A 23,651-nucleotide genomic window follows, 5' to 3' on the forward strand; every position below is an offset into this window, starting at 1 on the left:
GCGCCGATGGTACTGCACTCGACAGGGTGTGGGAGAGTAGGACACCGCCGAACACAATTTGAGTAAGCCCCCCAACCATTCGTGGTTGGGGGGCTTTCTCGTACCCAAAACACCCCACACCACCCGCCCGGGATCGAGCGAACGACACTGTCGTCGCCTCAGATCGACCGAACGTACCGTTCGCACGATCAGGGCAGGGGTCCGAATGACGACGCCTCGGGATGCTTTCGACGGATTACTCGATTCCATCGGCGGTGGCTGTTGCATACTGCGGCCGGCCGGTAGGCAGATACCGCTGAATCGTCACACCCTTTGGAGTGGCTCGCGATTCGGCCAGCTCGAGTGCGATGTCTCGGCCGGAGTCGGGAAAGAGTCGCGTGCCCTGGCCAACGACCACGGGCACGATCAGCAGGATCATCTCGTCGACGAGATTGTTCGCGAGAAGCCAGCGGCACAAGTTGCCACTGCCGTGCACCTGAAGCTCACCGCCGGGTCTGGCTTTCAGTTCGCCGATCGCGGCGGCGGTGTCACCTGAAAGGGCTGTCGTGTTCCTCCATTGCGGATCGGTGAGCGTCGTCGACGCAAGATACTTGGGCCGCGAATTCAGTGCGCTTGCAATGGGGTTGACCTCCGGATTCTCTAACGCGCCCCAATAGCCGGCAAAGATCTCGTAGGTTCGCCGGCCGAACAGGAAGGCGTCAGCTCGCTGGTAGACCTGGACGAGGTAATTCATCGCTTCGGTGTCCACCAATGGCGCGGACCATCCGCCTCGCTCGAATCCACCACGGCGGTCTTCGTCCGGCCCACCGAGTCCTTGCATCACTCCGTCGAGAGTGACGATGGTAAAGGTCGTCAGTTTCATAGTCGTACCCTTCTCCCCGGCGTCGTCGGATTTCCGCTGTTCCGATATAGACCGTCGGGAAGCGGGAAAGTCATCGAGCGAACGTGGCGTTCGTCGCCTTGGATCGACCGAACGTGCCGTTCGCTCGATTGGGGGTGGGGGTCAGGGCTGAACGGGGACCGAGTCTGCCGGGGTGGGCTCGGGCTCGGGCTCCAGGGCATCGCAAGGAATCGCGAGCTCGGTCTGTTCGAGGCGTCCACGAAGGGTGATGTTCTCGGTGATCGACCACTGCGCAGCTTCGGCGTTGTCAGCGGCAGCCACAGCCCGTCCGGATGCGGCGAGGTTACCCGGAACCGTCTTTGCGACCTCGGACAGTCGCGCTGCTTCGTTGACCGGATCACCGATGACGGTGTACTCGAATCTTTCTCGCGCACCGACGTTTCCGGCAACGGCAATACCCGCAGCGACGCCGATTCCCGCGCTCACTTCCGAAACTTCGGCACGCAGGCGCTGCTGAATCTTGCGAGCGGCGGCAAGTGCACTGCCGGCGTGATCGTCGAGTGTTGTCGGCGCTCCGAAGATCGCCAGCGCTGCGTCGCCCTCGAACTTGTTGACGAATCCGCCGTGAGCATCGACTTCGTCGACGATGACGTCGAAGAATCGGTTGAGTAGCGCGACCACCGCAGTAGGGGAGTTGGTGGCGGCAATGGTGGTCGAACCGATGACGTCGACGAAGAGAACAGCAACGTCACGCTCTTCGCCGCCGAGTTCCGGGTTTCGGCGCACCGCGTTTGCGGCAACCTCGTGTCCGACGTGGCGCCCGAAAAGGTCGCGAATTCTCTCGCGCTCACGCAGACCCTCGGCCATGCGATTGAAGCCGGTCTGTAGCAGCCCCAGTTCGGTCCCGTCGTAGACGACGACGGACGCGGTGAGGTCACCACGGGTGACTTGTTCCATGCCTCGTCGCACAGACCGAATGGGAGCCGCGGCGGACCTGATGTTGATGTAGGTCAGCCCGAGTCCGACGCACAGGGTGATCCCACCGATGACGAGGATGGCGATCGCGAGGGCTTGCCACGAAGCAGGTCGGATGAAGCTGAAGACCGCCACGAGCATCAAGCCGGCTACGGGGACACCGCTGCCGAGCAGCCAGATGAGGATCGTTCGGCCGGTGAGGCCGAGGACGGCGGCCTTGCGGGGAGCTCCGGATTCGAGTGCGCGTGCGGCGATGGGGCGCAGTGCGAACTCGCTGAGCAGATAGCAGAAAGCACAAGTGGTGATGCCGCTGAAGGCCACGGTGAACAGGACTTTCGGAATGGTGTTGGGATCGACGATTCCGTACATGGTCGTGAAGGTGATGAGCGCGGCCGTCCACAGGACGGCTTGAACTCGGGTCAGCCGCCACGGCCCGCGCAATGCCGCGCGTTGATTCTGCTCTGTCGGCGGGTGATCCTCGGTGGCCCACCGGAGATCTCGCATGAGGCGTTTGGTTCCCCAGAGCAGCCCGATGAGAAAGACACACCCGATGAAGATCGGTACGGCGATGAAGTTGATCCACGCGAATTCGGGGTCGATGATCTCAGGCCCGGGAACCACGAATCCCACGAGGACAATCGACAGCACCGCTCCGATCAGGTTGGTGACCAGGAGAGGGGCGGTCAGTAGTGCCTGGACGCGGATTCGGCGCCGCCTGGGGCTTTCGTCAGTGGATCCGAGCAGCCACGACCCCAGGGGCGCACTCGGGACACGGCTTCGCTGCATAGTGTGTCGAGAGTAGTCGTAATGATCGCTTAGGGTGGTCCGGTGCGCCTAGTTATTGCTCGTTGCCGTGTCGACTATGTGGGACGCCTGACTTCCCACCTCCCTACCGCAAGACGACTGCTGTTGGTCAAAGCCGACGGATCGGTCAGCATTCATGCCGACGATCGGGCGTACAAGCCGCTCAACTGGATGAGTCCGCCGTGCTGGTTGGTCGAGACCACCGGAGACGGCGACGACATCCTGTGGGTGGTCACCAACAAGGCGGGCGAGGAACTTCGGATCACTCTCGAAGAGGTCGAGCACGATTCGTCGTATGAACTCGGTCTCGATCCGGGTTTGATCAAGGACGGTGTCGAGGCACACCTTCAAGAACTTTTGGCGGAGCATGTCGAGACGCTCGGCCCCGGCTACACCTTGGTACGACGCGAGTACATGACGGCCATCGGGCCGGTCGACCTTCTGGTCCGTGACGCGGACGGCGCCTCGGTGGCGGTGGAGATCAAGCGGCGCGGCGAGATCGACGGCGTCGAACAGTTGACGCGCTACCTGGAGTTGCTCAACCGTGACCCGCTGCTCGCGCCGGTCACGGGAGTGTTTGCGGCGCAACAGATCAAGCCGCAGGCAAAGACTTTGGCAAACGATCGTGGAATCCGCTGCCTGGTCCTGGACTACGAGGCCTTGCGCGGCACCGAAAGCACCGAGTTCCGACTTTTCTGACGCTGTTTAGACTCGAACCATGCCGCGCCGCAAACCTTCGCCGAAGCAAACCCGTCGAACGGATACTCGGCGTGCTCAGAATTCGAGCGCGGAGTCGGCGTCACCTGGCGGTGTGTTGTTCGGCGGAGCGCTGGTCCGGGAGGAGCCAGGGCCGGGCGGTGAAATGTACATGGTGCGGCCGATACCCGGCTCCAACGCGACGAAGTTCTACCGGTGCCCCGGCTGCGATCACGACATCAGGCCGGGTGTCGCACACGTGGTGACCTGGCCTTCGGAACCAGGCGGCGCGAACGAGCGCCGGCACTGGCACACCGGGTGCTGGTCAGGCCGCGGAACTCGCAGCCTGACCAGACGGTGGTCCTGAGCGGCGATCAGTTCCTGGACTGGGCTCGCTGCTCGACGGCGCGGGTGTTGATCTCGGCGGTGTTGGTGTCGTCCGAGTCCTCGAGAACGTCGTCTTCGACGATGTTCGGCCCTGATTTGACCGGATCCGCGTCGGCCGGATCGGAGTCGGCTTTCTTGTCTTCGATCTCGAGATCTTCCTCGGCTTCGACGATGACCGGAGCAGGCGGTGAATCGAGAAGTTCGCTCTCGCGATTGACCGATGCGAGCATGGCCGGAACCGAGTCGAGTTGTCCACGAATTCCCAAGAGCTGGGCCAGGATTCGGCCGCGGAGAACGCGCAGTTCTTCGGTGAGTTCCTTCGCGTGAGCGATCTTGCGCTCGGATTGATCGGTCGCGGCTTGCAGCCTGCGCTGAGCTTCGTGCGACGCATCGGCGAGTCGACGCTCGGCCTCTGCCTTGCTCGACGACTCCAATTCGTTGACGGCGGCGACGACCTTGGCGCGGCGCTCCGACATCGAGATGTCGAAGTCTTCGCGGATCTGAGTGCGCTTGGCCTCGGACTCGGCAGCCAGTCGATCCCGCTCGGCCTGTGCAGCTTCGACGATCCGGGCGGCTTCGGTACGGGCCTGCGCCATGGTCTGCTCGTGCATGGTTTCCATCGCGTTGCGACGGTCCTCGAGCTCGGCGATCAACGACTCGTAGTGCCCACGTAGACGGGCGCCGTCCTGTTCGGCGATGGAGGTCATCTCGGCTGCGTCGGCCTCGGCCTTCGCGCGAACCTCCGATGCCTCGTCTGAGGCAAGGCGCAGCATGCGGCTGATGCGATCGCTCATGCCCTCCGCAGTGGTGGGCGGAACGGAGAGACGGTCGACGTCCTTGCGGAGGTCGTCGATGTCGTCGCGCGCATCGTCGAGCTGCTTGGCAAGGTCACGGGCCTGCGCAGCGGCAGCATCACGATCGGCTGCTGTAACTCGCAGCTCCGCGTCGAATCGCTCGAAGTAGTTACGTACCTCGTCGCGGTCGTATCCCTTCCGTGCGATCTGGAACGGAAGTTGGATCGAACCGCGGTCCTGCTCGTATGCCATGGCGACAATCTACCTGGCATACGAGCTGGAGTCGGGTCTGCTAGTGGCTCGCGTCGGGTTCGACCAGTTCCACCAGGACGCCGCCGGCGTCCTTCGGGTGAATGAAGTTGATGCGTGAGTTGGCCGTACCGCGTCGGGGAGCGTCGTACAGCAACCGAACACCGCGGTCGCGAAGCTCGGCGGAGATCGCGTCGATGTCGGTGACTCGGTAAGCGAGCTGCTGCAGTCCGGGGCCGCTTCGGTCGATGAACTTGGCGATCGTCGAGTTCTCGTCCAGCGGCGCGAGCAGCTGAACGGCAGTGGATCCGGCGGGGGAGCCGACGACGGAGAGCATGGCCTCACGCACGCCCTGCGATTCGTTGATTTCCTCGTGGGTCGACACCATGCCCAGGTGCTGCGTGTACCACGCGATTGCCACGTCGAGATCGGGCACCGCGATTCCGACGTGATCGATCGCGACGACGAGGTCGGAGGACAAAGGCGCGAGTGCAGAACTGGGGGAGGTCTGTGTCATACCTTTCACGGTAGCGCTACCGTTTGAGGAGTACACGTCGGGATGTGACTTGGCTCTTAGGCCGCACGGAACCGACGACTATGTCTCTTTTGCAGCCGGAGGAAATCGTGACCAGTTCTGTGATTGTTGCGGGAGCTCGTACCCCGATGGGTCGACTCCTCGGATCGTTGAAAGACCTCTCCGGGTCCGACCTCGGCGCCGTCGCCATCAAGGGCGCCCTGGACAAGTCCGGAGTCGCACCCGAACAGGTCGAGTACGTCATCATGGGACAGGTCCTCACCGCCGGCGCCGGCCAGATGCCCGCCCGCCAAGCCGCCGTCGCCGCCGGCATCCCCATGAACGTGCCCGCCCTGAGCATCAACAAAGTGTGCCTGTCCGGCATCGACGCCATCGCCCTCGCCGACCAACTCATCCGCGCCGGCGAATTCGACATCGTCGTCGCCGGCGGGCAGGAATCGATGTCCCGCGCACCCCACATGCTCGAAAAAAGCCGCGAAGGCTTCAAGTACGGCGACGTCACGATGCGCGACCACATGGCCTACGACGGCCTGCACGACATCTTCACCGACCAGGCCATGGGCCTGCTCACCGAACAGGTCAACCAACACGAGACCGCCCACATCACCCGCGCCGAGCAGGACGCGTTCGCCGCGGCCTCGCACCAGAACGCGGCCCGCGCCTGGAAAGACGGCTACTTCGACAACGAAGTGGTCCCCGTCTCCATCCCGCAACGCAAGGGCGACCCCATCGTCTTCGCCCAGGACGAAGGCATCCGCGCCGACACCACCACCGAATCCCTCGGCAAACTGCGTCCCGCGTTCAGCAAGGACGGCACCATCACCGCCGGCTCCGCGTCGCCGATCTCCGACGGCGCCGCCGCCGTCGTGGTGATGAGCAAGACGAAGGCCGAAGAACTCGGCCTGACCTGGATCGCGGAAATCGGCGCCCACGGCGTCGTCGCCGGACCCGACTCCACCCTCCAGTCCCAGCCCGCGCGGGCGATCGCCAAGGCCTGCGCCAAGGAAGGTATCGACCCCACCGACCTCGACCTCGTCGAAATCAACGAAGCGTTCGCCGCCGTCGGGATCGCCTCCACCCGCGAACTCGGCCTCGACCCCGCCAAGGTCAACGTCAACGGCGGCGCCATCGCCGTCGGACACCCCCTGGGCATGTCCGGTGCCCGCATCGCCCTGCACCTCGCCCTCGAACTGCAGCGCCGCGGCGGCGGCATCGGCGCAGCCGCACTCTGCGGCGGCGGCGGACAAGGCGACGCACTCATCGTTCGCGTCCCCAAGGCCTAGGTCCACAAGGCTTAGGTCCGCAAGGCTTAGGTCCACAAGGCTTAGGTCCGCAAGGCTTAGGTCCACAAGGCTTAGGTCCACAAGGTCTACGTACCGAGGCATAAGCGTCACCCTGAATACACCTGAACGAGCGCTCTCGCTCTGCGACGCCCCGTGGTTTTCCTCACACAACTACGGGGCGTCGTAGTTGTTCGGGCACAATGGCCTGATGGCGAACATCTTTGACGTATCCACTCCCGCGAAACGCTTCCGTCTGGTGGCGTGGTGGGAAGCTGTGACCTGGGCGGCCTTGCTGGTTGCCATGTTCTTCAAGTGGGTTCTCGGACACGAAGAAGCGATTCGCATCCCCGGAATGGTCCACGGCACCGCTGGCTTCCTGGTGTTCATCGTTGTTGCGCTGCTGACCGCGTGGTCGCTCAAGTGGGACATCAAGACCACGATCCTTGCGCTGATCTCGAGCGTTCCGCCGTTCGGCACCGTCATCTTCGAACGCTGGGCAGTGCGAAACGGCAAGCTCGGTGAGCTGTCCACGGAGTTCGAGGCTGCCAAGGGCAACGCGGCGCTCGTCTGAGTGCTGCATCCCTCTACGTAGCTTCACTCAACTCGTGACAAACTGGGAGTCGTGACTCGACCAGGTTCCAGGCCCCCCGCGCGTTCGTCCGCAGTTGCTGCCGCCATGAGCGGCGCAGTCGACTTGTCCGCCTTCAAAGAGCGGGCTACGGCCCCACCACCGCCGCGTGACACCAGCGGCGACGGGGCCGTTTCTGCTGTCTCCGGGGCAGTGATCGAGGTGACCGAGGACAACTTCGAAAGCGAAGTCCTGCTCAAGTCGAGCCAGGTCCCGGTCATCGTCAACATCGGTGGCCGCGCATACGAGCCCTCCGTTGTCTTCACCGAAGTTCTCGAATCGTTTGCAGCGCGTGCCGGCGGCAAGTGGATTCTTGCCAACGTCGACGTCGACGTGAGTCCTCGCATCGCGCAGGCTTTCGGCGTCCAGTCGGTGCCGACGGTTGTTGCCGTCGCGGCCGGTCAACCGTTGGCCGATTTCCAGGGCGCTCAGCCAGAGGAGCAGCTCAGCCAGTGGTTCGACGCAGTGCTCCAAGCTGTCGAGGGCAAGTTGAGTGGTCCTGCCCCCGACGGTGACGAACCGGTGGAGGAGGTCGAGGATCCTCGATTCGTGGCCGCTGAAACCGCGCTGGACGAGGGCGATCTCGACGGCGCCATCGCCGCGTACCAGGTGATTCTCGACGCCGAACCCAACAATGCGGAGGCCAAAAGCGCTGTCCGCCAGGTGAAGTTCATGGCTCGGGTTCAGGGCGTCGATCCCGAGTCGATTGCGGCCGCGGATGCTGATCCGTCCAATCTCGAACTCCAGTTCGCAGCGGCCGACCTGGAAATGTTCGCGCAGCAACCAGAGGCGTCGTTCGCCCGCTTGATCTCGGTGGTCTCGCGAACTGCCGGCGACGACAAGGCCGCGGCTCGCACACACCTGCTCGAGCTGTTCGAACTGTTCGACCCGGCAGAACCGATCGTCATCGCGGCCCGCCGTAAGTTGGCTTCCGCTCTCTACTGACTTGTGAAGAGGCAGCCGCTACTCCGTGTAGCGGCTGTCGCACACTTCCCGCCCACCCAGTACGCCGGTCCGGAACGCGTCGACGCGCGCAAACCCGCTCGGAACCGTCTCGCCGTTGACGTCACTGGCGGCGAGGCCGTCGGTCAGCAGTCCCGATACGGCTTCGTCGAGGTCGCCAGGGGAGAGCGTGACCTGAGCTCCGGACGCCGCGGCGTTGGTGGGGCTGAGAGCTGCGGTGATGACGCCGGACAGGCACGCGGCGCGCAAGGCTGTCTGCGGGGTGTCGAGGGATTGGCCTTTCTCCTTCTGCATCGCGAGGGTGTATCGCGACGCGAGCAGGACGTAGGCGTTGTAGTCACCGGTGATGTTGGTCTGGATCAACTCGCGTCGTCCGACGCGGCCCGGCGTGCCGCGCTCGGCCAGTTCGTCGACGCTTATTCCGATGGTGTTCGTCGACGGGCAGTACGAGACGGGTTCGGTTACAACGGCGTCGCTGCACCCGGTGTCCGCGCCGGTGAACACGACCTTCGGCGGCTCGGGTAGATCGAAGATCGCTTGGAACGTCTTCACGAACTCGTCGAGAGTTGCCTCGGTGACCGGCAGTTCTCCGGAATCGTTGCCTTCGGCGAACTGCTGCGGGAGGTCTGCGCGTCGTGACTCGATTTCGTCGGCGTCCATCTTCGCACAGGCGCCGCCGCCGTCGGTGAATCCGATCTGAGTGGCGGTGACGCGCTCGAAAGCCGAACCATGGTGGCTCTCAGGATCATTGGGGTCTTCGTCGCGGATGGCGACGGCCGAGGCCAACACCTTGTTGAGGCCGTCGGAGGTGTTCATCGTGAAGTGCGCGGCCTTGTCCTCGGCGACCTGCCGCAAGAAGGCCCCACCGAAACAGTCGGCTTGCTGTTCGCGCACCAGGGCGGCATCTCGTTTACCGCCGACGATCCCGGCTTTGCGTTGAACGGCGTGGCCGTACTCGTGCGCGAAGATGAAGGCAACGGCCACTTCACCGAACTTCTCGCGCACCTCGGGCAGCAGCAGTTCGCGATCCCAACCGATGGTGTGATCGATGCTGCAATACCCGGCGTTGATGAGTTCTTCGGTGGTCTCCTCGCAGAAGTCCGGGCCGTTCGATTCGGTGGGGTCCCACGAGATCAGCTCGTCGACCGGTTCGAAGGGCTTGTCGAACAGTGCCGGGTACTCAGCGGCCCAGTAGGTTTCGATGTCGGTGATGGCGTTGGCCGCCAGGGCGTCGATGTCCCCGCCGTCGGTGCCGGTGATCGCTCGGTCGGCATTGGGGGCTCCCGGGCGCAACCCGCTCGGTCCTGCCGTTGCGTCGAGTCCAGCGACGCGGAACGGATCGTGATAGATCGAGACGGCATGGCCACTCGTTCCGCGGGCACAACCGGCGAGCAGTGCGGCCACTGCCAGCAGTGACGACGTGACAATGACTACTCGCCGGCCGACCATCAACGCTCCAGACTTATCCAAATCGCTCCAGCAGCTGGCAGCGCCACCTGTGCGGAGGCTGGCCGACCGTGCCACGAACGCGACGTTGCCGTGACCGCTCCGAGGTTCCCGACTCCGGAGCCGCCGTACACCTCGGCATCGGTGTTGAGAATTTCCACCCATCGGCCGGGCTCTGGTAGCCCGACGCGGTAGCTCGAGTGTTCGCTGCCCGAGAAGTTGAACAGGCAGGCGACAATCGAACCGTCAGTACCGTAACGCAGAAAACTGAGGACGTTGTTCTCGGTGTCGTTGGCGTCGATCCAGGAGTATCCGCCGGGGGAGGTGTCGAGTGTCCACATGGCCGGATGGCGTCGGTACGCGGAGTTGAGATCGCCGACCAGTCGCTGGACGCCGCGATGGAGAGTTCCCGTGTACTGATCGTCGAGCTGCCACCAGTCGAGGCCGCGCTCTTCGGACCATTCCGCGCTCTGGCCGAACTCCTGTCCCATGAACAGCAGTTGCTTGCCAGGATGCGCCCACATGTAGGCAAGCAGTGAGCGTAGGCCGGACGCCTTGGCGAAGTCGTTGCCGGGCATCCGCGTCCACAGAGTTCCCTTGCCGTGCACCACCTCGTCGTGGCTGATCGGTAGCAGGTAGTTCTCACTCCACGCATACATCAGCGAGAAAGTGATCTCGTGATGGTGGTAAGTCCGGTGCACCGGGTCGTGACCGAGGAACCCGAGAGTGTCGTGCATCCACCCCATGTTCCACTTCATGTTGAACCCGAGGCCGCCGACATTGGTCGCCCGTGTGACTCCGGGCCACGCTGTCGACTCCTCGGCGACGGTGACGACTCCTCGATGATTCTTGTGGACGGTGGCATTCATCTCCTGCAGGAACGCAACAGCTTCGAGATTCTCGCGGCCACCGTGAATATTGGGAGTCCATCCACCTTCCGGACGTGAGTAGTCCAGGTACAGCATCGATGCGACGGCGTCGACGCGCAGTCCGTCGATGTGGAACTCCTCGAGCCAGAACAAGGCGTTGGCGACGAGGAAGTTCCGGACCTCGCGGCGACCGAAATCGAATACGTATGTGCCCCAGTCCAACTGCTCGCCGCGACGCGGATCGGCGTGCTCGTACAGGGGAGTTCCGTCGAAACGGGCAAGCGCCCACTCGTCTTTGGGGAAATGCGCGGGAACCCAGTCGACGATGACGCCTATTCCTGCAGCGTGCAGGTGGTCGACGAACCAGCGGAAATCGTCCGGTGTGCCGAAGCGGGAGGTCGGTGCGTAGTACGACGTGACCTGATATCCCCAGGAGCCACCGAACGGGTGCTCGGAGACCGGCAGGAGTTCGATGTGGGTGAATCCGGTTGTGGTGACGTATTCGGCGAGTTGCTCGGCCATCTGACGGTAGTCGAGCCCGGGGCGCCACGATCCGAGGTGCACCTCGTACACGCTCATCGGCGACTGCGAAGGGTCGACACCTGCGCGGGTTTCCAGCCAGGCCGCGTCGTTCCACACGTGGGAACTGGTGGTCACCCGCGACGCCGTCGCCGGCGGGACCTCGGTACCGAACGCCATGGGATCGGCCTTGTCGCGAACCGAGCCGTCGTGGCCGTGGACCCGGAACTTGTACAGCGAACCGACTGCGATGTCGGGTAGGAAGATTTCCCAGACTCCGGTGGAACCGAGGACTCGCATGGGAGCGAATTGCCCTCCCCACCCGTCGAAGTCGCCGACTACGGTCACGCCGCGGGCAGCCGGAGCCCAGACGGCGAACGAGGTGCCGTCGACGGGTCCGTCCGGTGTCTCGTAAGAACGCGGGTGTGCGCCGAGAATGTCCCACAGTCGTTCGTGTCGGCCCTCGCCGAACAGGTGGAGGTCGAGTTCGCCGAGGGTTGGCAGGAATCGGTAGGGATCCGCCGCGAGAACGGTATGTCCACCCGGGTAGGTCACCGCATAGCGATAGTCGATCAGTTCGGGGTAGGGGACCAGCGCCGCGAAGATGCCGTTCGAAACGTGCTCGAGGGGAAAGGTTTTGCCGCCGATGACAGCGTTGACGGACTCGGCGTGGGGACGCAACGCTCGCAGAACCGTGCCGTCGGCATGGGGATGTGCACCGAGGACACTGTGCGGATCGTGGTGTTCACCACTCGCCAAAAGTTCCAGATCGTGACTGTCCGGGGCAATACCCGACGGGGACTTGTCTGTTGGCATCACTTGCCTCCACTCGCGCGGTGCGCATTGCGTGCTTGATAGGCCAGCGAGATCCGGGCCGGATACGGAACGGGCGGGAGCGCGAGGATGTGCGCCACCGAACGCCAGGGCTCGAGGCGGACGAAATTGGCTTGGCCCCAATTGAACTGCTCGCCCGTCACTTCGTCGAGCACGGTCATATGGTCGTGCCATTCGCGTCCGAGCGCCGGCATGTCCAACCAGACGGTGCCCTCCTCTGCCGCGAACGGGTTGAGGTTGATCACCGTCAGGACGGCATCGCCGGTCGAGGCGTCGAACTTCGAATAGGCGATCAAAGCGTCGTTGTCGATGTGGTGAAAGTGCAGGTTCCGCAACTGCTGCAGCGCGGGATGCGCACGCCGGATCCGGTTGAGCGCGGTGATCCACGGCTCGAGAGATTCGCCTCGCGCTGCTGCTTCGGCGAAACGGCGCGGACGAAGTTCGTACTTCTCGGAGTCGAGGTACTCTTCGCTGCCGGGGCGAACGGCTTGGTGTTCGTAGAGTTCGTAACCGGAGTAGACGCCCCAGGTCGGCGCCAGGGTGGCGGCGAGAGCTGCTCGTAGCGCGAACATTCCGGGCCCACCGTGCTGGAGGGACTCGTGCAGGATGTCCGGTGTGTTCACGAAGAGGTTCGGTCGGGCTTCGTCGGCCTTTGCCGCCAGCTCGTTGCCGAATTCGGTGAGTTCCCACTTCGCCACTCGCCAGGTGAAGTACGTGTACGACTGGGTGAATCCGCGTCGCGCCAGGCCGTACATGCGTGCCGGACGGGTAAATGCCTCAGCAAGGAACAGGACGTCGGGGTCGGTCTTCTTGACCTCGGAGATGAGCGTCTCCCAGAAGTTGGGCGGCTTGGTGTGTGGGTTGTCGACCCGAAAGATTTTGACGCCGGCGCTGATCCAGTGTCGGACGACTCGCAGGATTTCCTTGTCCAGGCCGCGCGGATCGGTGTCGAAGTTGACCGGGTAGATGTCCTGATACTTCTTGGGCGGGTTCTCGGCGTAGGCGATGGTGCCGTCGGGAAGGACGTTGAACCACTCCGGATGCTTTTTGGCCCATGGATGATCCGGGGCGCACTGCAGCGCGAGATCCAGTGCCACTTCGAGATCGAGCTTGCGGGCCGTGGCGACGAAGGCTTTGAAATCCTTGAGCGTGCCGAGTTGCGGGTGGACTGCGTCGTGCCCGCCGTCGACCGAGCCGATGGCCCACGGCGAACCGACGTCACCGGGTTCGGGGGTGAGGGTGTTGTTGCGTCCCTTGCGGTTGATCTCTCCGATGGGATGGATCGGCGGTAGGTAGACGACGTCGAAACCCATTGCGGCGATGCGGGGCAGATCCTCGGCCGACGTGCGGAACGTACCGTGTTGCGGCACCCCGTTCTCGTCCCATCCACCGGTCGAGCGAGGGAAGAACTCGTACCAAGAGCCGAACAGTGCACGGGTGCGATCCACGACGACGGGGTGAGACTCGCCCTTGGTGACCAGTTCACGGAGCGGAGTGGCGCGGAGCAGTTCGGCCACGTCGGAGGCGAAGGCCGGAGCGACGCGAGCAGTCAGCGTCTGATCGCTGCGCAGCGACGCGGTGACGGCCTCGAGCCTGGAACGGTTGCCCCGCGGTACCTCGTGCGCGGCCTGTTCGAACAGGCGCGCACCGATTTCCAAGTCGTTGGCCAACTCGGCTGCACCTTGCCCGACGGCCAGCTTTGCTTCCACCGCGTGCTTCCAGCTGGCGATGGGATCGCTCCACGCCTCGATCCGGAACGACCACATGCCTTCGGCGGACGGCGTGAAGACTGCATCGACGGTGTCCGGTTCGGTGCCGGGATCCATCGGAATGCGCAGCGGCTTGGTACCGCGCGGACCACGCACGACAAGAGTGGCGGAAATGGCGTCGTGGCCTTCTCGCCACACGGTGGCGTGCACCGGGAAGACTTCGCCGACCACGGCCTTTGCCGGATAGTTACCCGAGATCTCGGGTACCACGTCGTCGATACCGAGGCGTCCTGACACGGGAAGCTCCATTTCTGATGATGGATCGCGGTAAAACTTTCTTTCGCCGCGTTCAACCGTAGTGGGTGTGGCGCTGGAGTGCTGATAACGACGAATTCGGGTCTGTCGGTGGTGAGGTCGGGTCGGGCATCAAGTTCCACCAGACAGAGTCCAACGAACTCGACTAGGGTTCGCGGGGTGAAAGCCTTGCGTCGGTTCACTGTCCGAGCCCACCTTCCGGAGCGCCTTGCCGCGCTCGGCCCCCTGTCCACCAACCTTCGGTGGTCGTGGCATCCCGAGACACAGGATTTGTTCTCGCGACTCGACCCCGAACTCTGGCAAGCAGTCCAGTTCGATCCGGTCCGCATGCTCGGGGAAGTCGACCCCACTCGGCTCGACGAACTCAGCGGTGACGAGGCATTCCTCGGTGACCTCGACACTGCAGCAGCCGATCTCGACGCCTACCTGAGCACACCGCGCTGGTATCAGTCCCAGCAAGCCAAGGGCACGTCGCTGGCGGGCGGAATTGCGTACTTCTCCATGGAGTTCGGCGTCAGTGAAGTTCTGCCCAACTACTCGGGTGGATTGGGCATCCTTGCCGGGGATCATCTCAAGGCCGCGTCCGATCTGGGTCTGCCGCTCATCGGCGTCGGACTGCTCTACCGATCCGGCTACTTCCGCCAGTCCCTGACTGCCGACGGTTGGCAGGCCGAGCACTACCCGCCCCATGATCCTCAAGGGTTGCCTCTTCGTTTGCTGACGGACGCAGGCCCGACTTCCGACGACGGATCACCGGTTGTCATTCACGTCGCGATGCCCGGTGGACGAGTGCTGCGCGCGCGCGTGTGGATCGCTCAGGTCGGACGAGTGCCGTTGCTGCTGCTCGATTCCGACATCGCCGAGAACGACGCGGACCTGCGCGGCGTCACGGACCGTCTCTACGGCGGGGACCAGGATCACCGCATCAAGCAGGAGATCCTCGCGGGTATCGGCGGCGTCCGCGCGGTGCGTGCCTACACCGCGGCCTACGGATTGCCCGATCCCGAGGTGTTCCACATGAACGAGGGGCATGCCGGATTCCTCGGCATCGAACGGATTCGGGAACTTGTCACCACCAGCAGTCTGGACTTCGATTCCGCTCTGGCCGCGGTCCGCGCCGGAACCGTCTTCACGACACACACCCCGGTACCCGCCGGAATCGACCGCTTCCCGGCGGATCTGGTCCGTCACTACTTCGGTGGCGCAAACGGCGAGAACGAATCGAGTTTGCTTCCCGGTCTGACCGTCGACCGCATCGTCGGGATGGGGCGCGAATCCGATCCGTCGATCTTCAACATGGCGCACATGGGCCTTCGCCTGGGTCAGCGCGCCAACGGTGTATCGAAGTTGCACGGCATCGTCAGCCGCGACATGTTCAACGGACTCTGGCCGGGGTTCGACGCCGACGAGGTTCCCATCGGTTCGGTCACCAACGGTGTTCACGCGCCGACGTGGGCCGCGCCGGAGTGGATGGACGTGGCCAGGCGGATCGTCGGGCAGGAGCAACTCGAAGAAGCACGCGGTTGGGAGCGCCTGCACGAGTTGTCGGCCACCGAACTGTGGGAAACACGTAATGCGTTGCGCGGCAAGTTGGTCGAAGAGGTGCGTCGTCGCGTCCGCGCATCGTGGCTCGAGCGGGGCGCCACCGAAGCCGAACTCGCTTGGACCGCTGGAGTTTTCGATCCGAACGTCTTGACCGTCGGATTCGCCAGACGCGTTCCGACGTACAAGCGGTTGACGCTGATGCTGCGTGATCCCGAGCGTCTGCGTGCGATGTTGCTCGACGAGAAGCGTCCGGTGCAGTTGGTGGTGGCCGGTAAGTCGCACCCCGCCGACGACGGCGGCAAGGCGCTCATCCAGCAGGTCGTGCGATTCGCCGACGAAGCGGATGTGCGTCATCGCATCGTCTTCCTGCCCGACTACGACATGTCCATGGCCCGCTACCTCTATTGGGGCTGCGACGTGTGGCTCAACAACCCGCTTCGACCGCTCGAAGCCTGTGGAACGTCGGGCATGAAGTCCGCGCTCAACGGTGGACTCAACCTCTCCATTCGCGACGGATGGTGGGACGAGATGTACGACGGTGAGAACGGGTGGGCCATTCCGACGGCCGACGGTGTGCTCGACGACGTGCGGCGTGACGATCTGGAAGCCAGCGCACTCTACGAACTTCTCGAGCACGCGGTACTGCCGACGTTCTACGACCGTGATGCTGCCGATCTGCCGACGCGCTGGGTCGAGAGGGTTCGCCACACCCTCGAGAATCTGGGCCCGAAGGTGTTGGCATCACGGATGGTTCGTGACTACGCGGTCGACTACTACGCCCCGTCGGCGGAATCAGCTCGCGCTGTGGTGGCCGACGATTTTGCCGGCGCCCGTGAGGTGGCCGAGTTCCGTCGCCGTATCGAATCGCAGTGGCCGTCGGTTGCGGTCGAGCAGGTGGACGGTTCCGGTTTGCCGGACACTCCGGAGATCGGTGCGACCATCTCGTTGAAGGCCAAGGTTCGCCTCGGCGGCTTGTCGGTTTCGGATGTCGAGGTCCAGGCAGTCCTCGGACGCGTCAGTCCAGGCGAGGAACTCACCGACGTGGTGACGTTCCCGATGACGCACTTCGGCGCCGAGGACGGAACCGAGATCTTCGAAGCCGAGGTTGCGCTTCCGGTTTCCGGTTCCGTGGGCTACACCGTGCGGGTGCTACCGCATCACCGGTTGTTGGTCGATGCGTCCGAACTCGGTTTGGTGACCACTCCGAACGCCTGACGTATTACATTCTGCCCCGGTCCGTTCGGTCGGTACCGGGGCAGAATTGTGCCCTGTGAGAACTGGGTCAGGGACGTGAGTCGCGGATGCGGGTGAGCGCCTTGCGGACGACTTCGGGGTTGGTCGTCTCCCAGAACGGAGGCAGTGATGCGCGAAGGTAACCCGCGTATCTGGCCGTTGCCAGACGCGGATCGAGCACGGCCACCACGCCCTTGTCGTCGGTGCTGCGAAGCAGACGGCCTACGCCCTGTGCCAGGAGCAGTGCGGCGTGATTGGCCGAGACGCTGAGAAAGCCGTTGCCGCCATGGGATTCGATAGCTTGCTGACGAGCCATCAACAGTGGATCGTCCGGGCGTGGGAACGGAATACGGTCCAAGATGACCAAGCTCAGCGAGGGCCCCGGGACGTCGACGCCCTGCCACAGGGACAGAGTGCCGAACAGCGACGTGGGTTCGTCCTTGGCAAATGCCTTGACGAGGGTGCCGGTGGCGTCGTCTCCCTGGCACAGGATCGGGGTGTCAAGGCGTTCGCGCATCGCCTCCGACGCCGCTTTCGCGGCACGCATCGACGAGAACAAGCCGAGAGTGCGTCCGCCCGCAGCCTCGACAAGTTCGGCGATCTCGTCGAGATAGACCGGGGAGAGGCCGTCGCGGCCGGGGGTGGGCAGGTGCCGGGCAATGTAGATAATGCCGGCCTTGGCGTGGTCGAACGGTGACCCGACGTCGAGTGAGTTCCAGCGGAAAGCCGAAGCGTCAGAAGGTGCTTCGGTACCGATGGCAGTGCCCGAGTCGGGGCGCACCGACGATTCCGCCGGCAGACCCCAGTTGACGGCGAGCCCGTCGAACGATCCGCCGACGGTCAGTGTCGCAGAGGTGAGAACGACGGTGGATTCGGCGAACAGTCTCGAGCGAAGCAATCCGCCGACGGAGAGCGGAGCCATCCGGACGGAGCGCCGCACCGATCCGCGGAGTTCGTCCGAGGACAGCCAGACGACGTCCTTGCGCTTGGCCGGGTCGGGTTCGTCGAAAGCTGTGAGGATGCGCACGGCGCTGTCGTGGACGTCGTCGACGGACGAGAGCGCAGCGTTGCGGGCCGCCGCGGCTTCGGGGTCTGCGGCTGCCATGCCAGGTTTGGCGGGGCCGATCGCGGTGCGCAGCGACCAGGCTGCATCGCGGATCGCGGCCAGTGCGGGCGCCGCCCCGTCCGGGAGGCCTTCCCATCGACCTGGACGCAATTCCTCGAGGAGTCCCGCCCAACCCTCGCCGGCAGCTTCGAGTCGGTCGGCGTCCTGTTCTTCGGCGATCTTGCCGCAACGCCTGGCCGCGGCACTGATCGAAGAGGCGGTGAGATCGGCCGTCGCCACGCCGGTGACGCGGTCGACCAACTCGTGGGCTTCGTCGATCACCACGACGTCGTGGTCGGGCAGGATCTGAATGCCGGTGATGGCGTCGATGGCGAGCAGTGCGTGGTTGGTGACGACTATGTCGGCCTTCGACGCCTCGACGCGGGCGCGCTCGGCGAAGCAGTCCTCACCGACCGGGCACTGGTTCTTGCCGATGCACTCGCGGGATGTGACGCTGACCTGCCGCCACGCCTGATCGGACACACCTGGCACCAACTCGTCACGATCACCGGTTTCGGTGTCGGAGGACCATTCGGTGAGGCGGACGACCTCGCGGCCGAGACGCGAGACCGTGAACGGATCGAACAGTTCGTCCTCGGGTGGCTGCTCGGACGCACCGGTGTGGATCTTGTTCATGCACAGGTAGTTGTTGCGGCCCTTGAGGATTGCGAACTCTGCGCGTCGGCCGAGTGGCTTCTTCAGGGCGTCGGCGAGCCGTGGCAGATCTCGATCGACGAGCTGACGTTGAAGCGCGATGGTGGCGGTGGACACGACCACGGTACGTCCCGATTCGACCGCGTGGCGCAGGCTTGGGACGAGGTAGGCGAGTGACTTACCGGTACCGGTGCCGGCCTGAACGGCCAGATGCTCGCCTGTGTCGATCGAGTGCGCCACGGCCGACGCCATCGTCAGCTGGCTGGTTCGTTCGGCACCGCCGAGCGACCGCACCGCTGTCTGGAGCAGTTCGGGAACGTTCGGGAGTTGATCGGCCACCCACGAAGGTTAATGGATCCCTACGTCAGAAACGTCCACGGCTTGCGGCCGGGACCCTTCGGTGGCATCCACGCCTTCTGCCGACGAAGCCTCGTCGCGCCCGACCAGCAGTACACCCGCTTCACGCATCTGCACCAACGCTGTCTCGATCGTGGCGGTCGACACACCGGCAGTGAAGGGGAGAAGGACTGTCGTACCGAATCCTGCGCGCGCCGCATCGATGGCCGTGGCCTTGACGCAGTGATCGGTGGCAATGCCGATCACGTCGACGTCGGTGATCTTGTGGGCGCGGAGCCAGTCCTCGAGTGTCGTGCCGTCCTCGGCTGCTCCTTCGAAACCGGAATAGGCCGCGCTGTAGGCGCCCTTGGAGAAAACTGCCGAACCGGCGACGGAGGCGTCGAATGCCGGATGGAACTCGGCGCCGGCCGTCCCGACGACGCAGTGAACCGGCCAACTGTCGACGAAGTCGGGAGTCTCGGAGAAGTGCGCCCCAGGGTCGATGTGGAAATCGCGGGTCGCGACTACGGCGTCGTACTCGTGGGAGTTGACGAAATCGTTGACTGCCGCCGCAACCGCAGCACCGCCGTCGACTGCGAGAGCGCCACCTTCACAGAAGTCGTTCTGGACGTCGACGACGATCAGTGCTTTTGTGCTCACCGGTGCTCACCCCCGGAGAATCGAACGGGAACAGCCGAGTCTCCGCGTGAAAGCCCTAGCCCTTCCCACGGCAGGCTCACGAGCCCTGCCTTCAGAACTGCGCGGCTCTCTTCGAGTGTCGGTGCGCTCTCGACGACCTTGCCTTCACGAACCAACGGGATCAACAGCTCGGTCGCGCCGTCCGCCTCGGAAACAGGAGAAGTTGATCCGGCGGGGTAGATGACTTCTTCGACGATCGTTCCGGTCGGACGCACTACGCGCAGTGCCTTCTTGGCGCCGCCGCGAGATGCCTTGTTGGTACTTCTCTTCTCGACCGCAATGCCGTCGACCTCGACAAGTTTGTAGACCATGCCTGCAGTGGGCGCGCCCGATCCGGTGACCAGTGAAGTGCCGACGCCGTACGAGTCGACGGGTTCGGCGCGCAGAGCCGCGATGGCGTACTCGTCCAGGTCGCCGGAGACGACGATGCGCGTCTTGGTGGCACCGAGGTCGTCGAGTTGTTGGCGTACCTGGCGAGCAAGGACGCCTAGGTCGCCGGAATCGATGCGCACGCCGCCCAGTTCGGGACCGGCAACGGCGACAGCAGTTTTCACACCTTCGGTGATGTCGTAAGTGTCGACCAACAACGTAGTGGATACGCCGAGAGCGGCGACCTGACCGCGGAATGCCGCCGCCTCGTCCGGACCGTCTTCGGTGGTGTGCAGCAGGGTGAAAGCGTGTGCACTCGTTCCTGCGCTGGGCACGTCGTGACGCCGCGCGGCCTCGAGGTTCGAGGTGGCGTCGAAACCGGCGAGATACGCGGCACGTGAAGCGGCAACCGCTGCCTGTTCGTGTGTACGACGCGAGCCCATCTCGATCATTCGTCGACCGCCCGCTGCGCTGACCATGCGGGCTGCGGCCGAAGCGATCGCGCTGTCGTGGTTGAGGATCGAGAGAATCAAAGTTTCGAGGATGACGCACTCGGCGAACGTTCCGCGGACCGAGAGGATCGGTGATCCGGGGAAGTAGAAGTCGCCTTCGCGGTAGCCGTCGATGTCGCCGGAGAATCGGTAGTTGCGCAGCCACTCGACGGTCGTGTCGTCGAGGAATTTCGCAACGATCGCCAGTTCCGGTTCACCGAATCGGAACTGCTCGAGCGCGTCGAGTAGGCGCTCGGTACCGGCGACGACGCCGTAGCGGCGGCCGTCGGGCAGTCGCCGTGCGAAGACCTCGAAACTGCAGTTGCGGAAGGCAGATCCGTCGGCGAGAGCCGCCGAGAGCATGGTGAGTTCGTACTGATCGGTGAGCAGTGCGGTGCTGGCACCGGCGTCGCGGATGTCGGAAATTTGCGTAGGCACGCACACAACTCTAGGCGCGAGACGACGTGGGTGGGTGTTGTCGCCTCTCGCCGCGCCGTACCCTGGATACATGGTTTTCGGCGGCGCGACTGTGTCCGACACTTACTCGGCGAACGTAACGATGAGAGGCGCTACGGCTTCCTCTCCTCAAGCCACGCCCGAGCAGTCGGAGGCTGTGGCGACCATCGAAGCCGCCGATCGGCCCTGGGTGACCATCGTCTGGGACGACCCGGTCAATCTCATGCACTACGTGACTTACGTGTTCCAGAAGCTGTTCGGCTACAGCAAAGCCAAGGCCACCGATCTGATGATGCAAGTTCATTCGGAGGGCAAGGCCGTGGTCTCGAGCGGTTCGCGAGACAAGATGGAGGCCGATGTGCGTCGCCTCCACGCGGCCGGTCTCTGGGCCACCATGCAACGCGACGACACCTGAGAACGTTTTTCGACCGAATTGTTCGCCCAACTCGTAGACGGGAGTCCGACGCGTGCGGACGTGGAGTAGGAAGAGTTCACTCGGCGGAGTGAAGTTCAAGTCCGAGATGGACGGTCACGAAGCGGCGGTTCTACGCTCGCTCGTGGAGTCGGTGACGGGGCTGCTCGACGAGCGTGCGTCTTCGGCGCCGCAAGACGAGCTCGCCGCGCTGACCGGCCTTCGGACCGGTAATTCCGAGACACCCGACAATCCGGTGTTGGCGCGGTTGCTTCCCGACTTTCAGCGCACCGATCCGGACAAGGTCACCCCGAACAGCGACGATCTCGACGACGCGGGTGCCAATGTCAATGGTGCCCTGCGCAGTTTGCACGAGCCCGAGATCATCGATGCCAAACGCGAGTCCGCCCGTATGCTTCTGGCTTCACTTCCCGAGGCCGGCGGCAAGGTCGTTCTCACGCAGGAACAGGCCGACGCCTGGTTGTCCTCGCTCAACGACGTCCGTCTCGCGCTCGGAACCAATCTCGGCATCGACGCCGACACCCCGGAGAGCCTCGAACCCGACGACCCGCGCGCCCCGCATCTCGACGTCTATCACTGGTTGACGTGGATGCAGGACTCTCTCGTCCAGGCGCTCATGCCATGACTACGACGCGAACCGGGCCCACTGATTCACTGACAGATGTCGCCGGCCTCGCAGTCGGTCATCACCACAAGCTCGACGAGGGCGTCACCCTCGGAAGCGGCGCAGCCACCGGCTGCACAGTTGTGCTCGCATCGGCGGGTGTGGTTGCCGGAGTCGACGTCCGCGGCGGTGGGCCTGGTACCCGTGAGACCGACCTTCTCGACCCGAGCCATTCGGTTCAGCAGGTCAACGCGGTGCTGTTGACCGGCGGCAGTGCATACGGATTGGCCGCGGCCGACGGCGTGATGCGCTGGCTCGAGGAACACGATCACGGGATCGCGATGGGGACTCCTGGTCAGGTTGTACCGATCGTGCCTGGCGCCGTGATCTTCGATCTGCCGGTGGGGGACTGGACCGTTCGTCCGACCGGAGACTTCGGTTTCCTCGCTGCCGACACCGCTTCGCGCGAATTCGCCACGGGCACGGTCGGCGCCGGAGTAGGGGCGCGAGCCGGAGCGCTCAAAGGTGGGGTGGGAACGGCCAGCGTCGTGATCGCCGACGGCCCCGCCGAGGGCACGACGGTCTCCGCTTTGATCGTGGCGAACCCGGTGGGTTCGGTCTTCGACCCTCGAACAGGTTTGCCGTGGGGCGTCGGCTCGGACGGGGCGGAGTCGTTCGGCCTCAGGCTTCCCGACGCGTCCGAACTCGCCGCGGCCAATGCCGTCGCGGCCAAGGGCACCGTCCTCAACACCACGATCGGCGTCGTCGCGACCGACGCCGCCCTGACCAAAGCCGGGTGCCGACGCGTCGCCGTCGCCGGTCACGACGGTCTGGCTCGTGCGATTCGGCCCGCACATTCGCCGCTCGACGGCGACACGATCTTCGCGCTCGCTACCGGTGATCACACTCCGAATTCGGAGATCGCGGTTCCGGCCGCTTTCCCGAACGATCTGCCGATACTCGACGCGGTGTGCGCGGCTTCGGCACAGGTGGTCGAACGGGCGATCGTGAAGGCCATTCTCGACGCCACGTCGGTTGCCGGAATCCCGAGCTATCGCGAACTCTTTCCGTCGGCATTTCTCTAGGCAGCGCTCCTGGAATCGGCGGTAACCTCGAATTGAGCCTGGTTGCAAGTGACCGATCAGAAAACCGGATCGACGGTGGAGGACGCACACGATGACGATGGATTTCAACAATCCGGATTTCGGCACCCGAACGCCGGCACCGAAATCCGGTCCGCCTTCGGTGTGGAAGCAGTCGGCCGTGTTGGTGGGCGGCTTCGCGATCCTGCTCTACGTGATCGAGATCGTGGATGTCATCTCCGGTCAGAACGTCCAGAATGCCGGCGTCACCCCGCGCACGCTCGACGGACTGTGGGGAATCCTGTTCGCCCCGGTGCTTCACGACGACTGGGGTCACCTGATCGCCAACACCATTCCGGTGCTGATCCTCGGATACCTCGTGCTGGTGTCGGGAATTGCGCGCGGACTCGCGGCTACCGGCATCATCTGGGTGATCGGCGGTGTCGGGACCTGGTTGTTCGCGGGTTCGAATTCGAATCACGTCGGTGCGTCCGTGCTGATCTTCGGCTGGGTGACCTACCTGTTGGTGCGCGGATTCTTCACGCGAAGTTTCACGCAGATCCTGATCGGTGTTGCTGTCTTCGTCGTGTACGGCGGAGTGCTGTGGGGCGTTCTGCCGAGCGAGCCCGGTGTTTCCTGGCAAGGACATCTGTTCGGAGCGCTCGGCGGCGTGGTGGCCGCCTGGGCGCTGACGTCGGGGGAGAGGGCCAAGCGCGCAGGGTCGGCGCCGGCCGTTCGACCACCGAGTTTCTGAACGGACGTGGGTCACACCCTCACTGCGGTGTGACTTCGACGCG

General features: G+C 64.2%; 20 protein-coding genes. 10 read left to right on the forward strand and 10 right to left on the reverse strand.

From position 1 onward, the window contains the following. Nucleotides 1-235: 235 nt before the first annotated feature. A complete protein-coding gene (locus QM716_RS09875) occupies nt 236-862 on the reverse strand; it encodes a dihydrofolate reductase family protein (RefSeq protein ID WP_283304000.1) in 627 nt (208 codons plus the stop codon). 141 nt (nt 863-1,003) lie between these two features. Next, nucleotides 1,004-2,602, reverse strand: a complete 1,599-nt coding sequence (locus QM716_RS09880) for an adenylate/guanylate cyclase domain-containing protein (protein ID WP_283304001.1) — start codon at nt 2,600-2,602, stop codon at nt 1,004-1,006. A gap of 42 nt (nt 2,603-2,644) precedes the next feature. Between QM716_RS09880 and nucS the strand changes: the two genes are divergently transcribed. Further along, nucleotides 2,645-3,319 carry an endonuclease NucS gene (gene nucS / locus QM716_RS09885; protein ID WP_007733244.1) on the forward strand — a complete coding sequence of 225 codons (675 nt, stop codon included), beginning with the start codon at nt 2,645-2,647 and terminating at the stop codon, nt 3,317-3,319. Between the two features lie 19 nt (nt 3,320-3,338). Further along, the gene (locus QM716_RS09890) at nt 3,339-3,683 is read left to right on the forward strand and encodes an Rv1322 family protein (RefSeq protein WP_283304002.1); all 345 of its coding nucleotides are present in this window, start codon (nt 3,339-3,341) and stop codon (nt 3,681-3,683) included. A gap of 7 nt (nt 3,684-3,690) precedes the next feature. On the opposite strand, the gene QM716_RS09895 is transcribed toward QM716_RS09890, so the two are convergent. Next, the gene (locus QM716_RS09895) at nt 3,691-4,749 is read right to left on the reverse strand and encodes a hypothetical protein (RefSeq protein ID WP_283304003.1); all 1,059 of its coding nucleotides are present in this window, start codon (nt 4,747-4,749) and stop codon (nt 3,691-3,693) included. A gap of 40 nt (nt 4,750-4,789) precedes the next feature. Then, complete coding sequence (gene mce / locus QM716_RS09900) at nt 4,790-5,263, reverse strand: methylmalonyl-CoA epimerase (protein ID WP_037131968.1); 474 nt, start codon at nt 5,261-5,263, stop codon at nt 4,790-4,792. Nucleotides 5,264-5,370: 107 nt separating this feature from the next. Here mce and QM716_RS09905 point away from each other — a divergent pair, with 107 nt between their 5' ends. The 3 genes from QM716_RS09905 to QM716_RS09915 all read left to right on the forward strand — a co-directional run bounded on the left by QM716_RS09905 (nt 5,371) and on the right by QM716_RS09915 (nt 8,137). Beyond that, the gene (locus tag QM716_RS09905) at nt 5,371-6,564 is read left to right on the forward strand and encodes an acetyl-CoA C-acetyltransferase (protein WP_283304004.1); all 1,194 of its coding nucleotides are present in this window, start codon (nt 5,371-5,373) and stop codon (nt 6,562-6,564) included. A gap of 208 nt (nt 6,565-6,772) precedes the next feature. After that, nucleotides 6,773-7,135 (forward strand): DUF3817 domain-containing protein, encoded by a 363-nt coding sequence (locus QM716_RS09910; RefSeq protein ID WP_230814089.1) that lies wholly within the window; start codon nt 6,773-6,775, stop codon nt 7,133-7,135. 105 nt (nt 7,136-7,240) lie between these two features. Continuing rightward, nucleotides 7,241-8,137, forward strand: a complete 897-nt coding sequence (locus tag QM716_RS09915; RefSeq protein ID WP_283304457.1) for a tetratricopeptide repeat protein — start codon at nt 7,241-7,243, stop codon at nt 8,135-8,137. 18 nt (nt 8,138-8,155) lie between these two features. On the opposite strand, the gene QM716_RS09920 is transcribed toward QM716_RS09915, so the two are convergent. Genes QM716_RS09920 through QM716_RS09930 form a run of 3 tightly spaced genes read right to left on the reverse strand, consistent with a single transcriptional unit; the run spans nt 8,156 to nt 13,829 of the window. Then, nucleotides 8,156-9,604: a neutral zinc metallopeptidase gene (locus tag QM716_RS09920; RefSeq protein WP_283304458.1), complete on the reverse strand. Its 1,449-nt coding sequence runs from the start codon at nt 9,602-9,604 to the stop codon at nt 8,156-8,158. After that, nucleotides 9,604-11,805: a 1,4-alpha-glucan branching protein GlgB gene (gene glgB, locus QM716_RS09925; protein WP_283304005.1), complete on the reverse strand. Its 2,202-nt coding sequence runs from the start codon at nt 11,803-11,805 to the stop codon at nt 9,604-9,606. The genes QM716_RS09920 and glgB overlap by 1 nt, the downstream gene beginning before the upstream one ends. After that, nucleotides 11,805-13,829 carry an alpha-1,4-glucan--maltose-1-phosphate maltosyltransferase gene (locus tag QM716_RS09930; protein ID WP_283304006.1) on the reverse strand — a complete coding sequence of 675 codons (2,025 nt, stop codon included), beginning with the start codon at nt 13,827-13,829 and terminating at the stop codon, nt 11,805-11,807. Before QM716_RS09930 ends, glgB begins: the two co-directional genes overlap by 1 nt. Nucleotides 13,830-14,006: 177 nt before the next feature. Here QM716_RS09930 and glgP point away from each other — a divergent pair, with 177 nt between their 5' ends. Further along, nucleotides 14,007-16,607 carry an alpha-glucan family phosphorylase gene (gene glgP / locus QM716_RS09935; RefSeq protein ID WP_283304007.1) on the forward strand — a complete coding sequence of 867 codons (2,601 nt, stop codon included), beginning with the start codon at nt 14,007-14,009 and terminating at the stop codon, nt 16,605-16,607. 67 nt (nt 16,608-16,674) lie between these two features. On the opposite strand, the gene QM716_RS09940 is transcribed toward glgP, so the two are convergent. The 3 genes from QM716_RS09940 to QM716_RS09950 are packed head-to-tail and all read right to left on the reverse strand — an operon-like array spanning nt 16,675 to nt 20,717. After that, entirely contained in the window at nt 16,675-18,723 is a 2,049-nt protein-coding gene (locus QM716_RS09940; protein ID WP_283304008.1) for an ATP-dependent DNA helicase, read from the reverse strand. 9 nt (nt 18,724-18,732) lie between these two features. After that, nucleotides 18,733-19,380, reverse strand: coding sequence for an isochorismatase family protein (locus QM716_RS09945; protein ID WP_283304009.1), 648 nt, complete (start codon nt 19,378-19,380; stop codon nt 18,733-18,735). Continuing rightward, nucleotides 19,377-20,717 (reverse strand): nicotinate phosphoribosyltransferase, encoded by a 1,341-nt coding sequence (locus QM716_RS09950; RefSeq protein ID WP_283304010.1) that lies wholly within the window; start codon nt 20,715-20,717, stop codon nt 19,377-19,379. The genes QM716_RS09945 and QM716_RS09950 overlap by 4 nt, the downstream gene beginning before the upstream one ends. A 121-nt stretch (nt 20,718-20,838) precedes the next feature. Here QM716_RS09950 and clpS point away from each other — a divergent pair, with 121 nt between their 5' ends. From clpS to QM716_RS09970, 4 genes are all read left to right on the forward strand, one after another. After that, nucleotides 20,839-21,150, forward strand: coding sequence for an ATP-dependent Clp protease adapter ClpS (gene clpS / locus QM716_RS09955; protein WP_029255695.1), 312 nt, complete (start codon nt 20,839-20,841; stop codon nt 21,148-21,150). A gap of 52 nt (nt 21,151-21,202) precedes the next feature. Then, nucleotides 21,203-21,793, forward strand: coding sequence for an oxidative stress transcriptional regulator AosR (gene aosR, locus QM716_RS09960; RefSeq protein WP_283304011.1), 591 nt, complete (start codon nt 21,203-21,205; stop codon nt 21,791-21,793). After that, nucleotides 21,790-22,857 (forward strand): P1 family peptidase, encoded by a 1,068-nt coding sequence (locus QM716_RS09965; RefSeq protein WP_283304012.1) that lies wholly within the window; start codon nt 21,790-21,792, stop codon nt 22,855-22,857. The genes aosR and QM716_RS09965 overlap by 4 nt, the downstream gene beginning before the upstream one ends. A 91-nt stretch (nt 22,858-22,948) precedes the next feature. Further along, the gene (locus QM716_RS09970; protein ID WP_283304013.1) at nt 22,949-23,608 is read left to right on the forward strand and encodes a rhomboid family intramembrane serine protease; all 660 of its coding nucleotides are present in this window, start codon (nt 22,949-22,951) and stop codon (nt 23,606-23,608) included. The last annotated feature ends 43 nt before the right edge of the window (nt 23,609-23,651 follow it).

Source organism: Rhodococcus sp. IEGM 1409 (assembly GCF_030056735.1).
GTDB lineage: Bacteria > Actinomycetota > Actinomycetes > Mycobacteriales > Mycobacteriaceae > Rhodococcus_F.